This is a genomic window from Priestia sp. P5_B4, from assembly GCF_056400385.1.
On the sequence record NZ_JBFULJ010001455.1, the window covers coordinates 1 to 591 of the forward strand.

The 591-nt window shown below is 36.5% G+C and carries 1 protein-coding gene; it reads left to right on the forward strand.

The window, feature by feature from the left end:
* On the forward strand, positions 1–591 hold a 591-nt coding region (locus AC1DRF_RS31580; RefSeq protein WP_477742770.1), incomplete at both ends, for a helix-turn-helix domain-containing protein.

A 591-nucleotide genomic window follows, 5' to 3' on the forward strand; every position in this document is an offset into this window, starting at 1 on the left:
TGTTATGGAAATGTTATCTATTTCATCGAAGAAAACGATTTATACATATATTCAACAAGAAAAGTTAAATCCTATTAATAAAGATGACTGGCATATTGAAGGACGTTATGAATTTGATATTGAGGATGTTGTTCGTTTACAAGAAGAGTTAAAAAAGCCAGGACTTACGACAAAAGAAGTCGCACAGCAACTCGACATCTCGGTCACAACAGTTAATAAATATATTAAACAAGAACTGTTACCTGCGTTCCAAGAAGAATACCGGGGCATTAATTGTTATTTTGTGAATGAGGAAGATCTAGAAGCGTTTAAGCGCACTCATGAAGTAGGACGCAAACCGAGTAAGCGTCATTTTTATCATGCCGAACAAAATATTGCTTTATTTCAGCTTTTTGTGAAGAAAGGTGAAGAAAAAGAGCAGTCTGCTCGTATCATCTCGGTAGAAGATCCGATTATGGCGGTTACAGAACAACATGAAGAGGTAACATTAGAAGAGTTGCTTCACCGAGGTTTTGAAGCAGCCTATGAGATTGAATCGAAAAAAACAATTACCAAAGAAGGCTATGCAACGTTTGCCTTTAAGCAAACAGC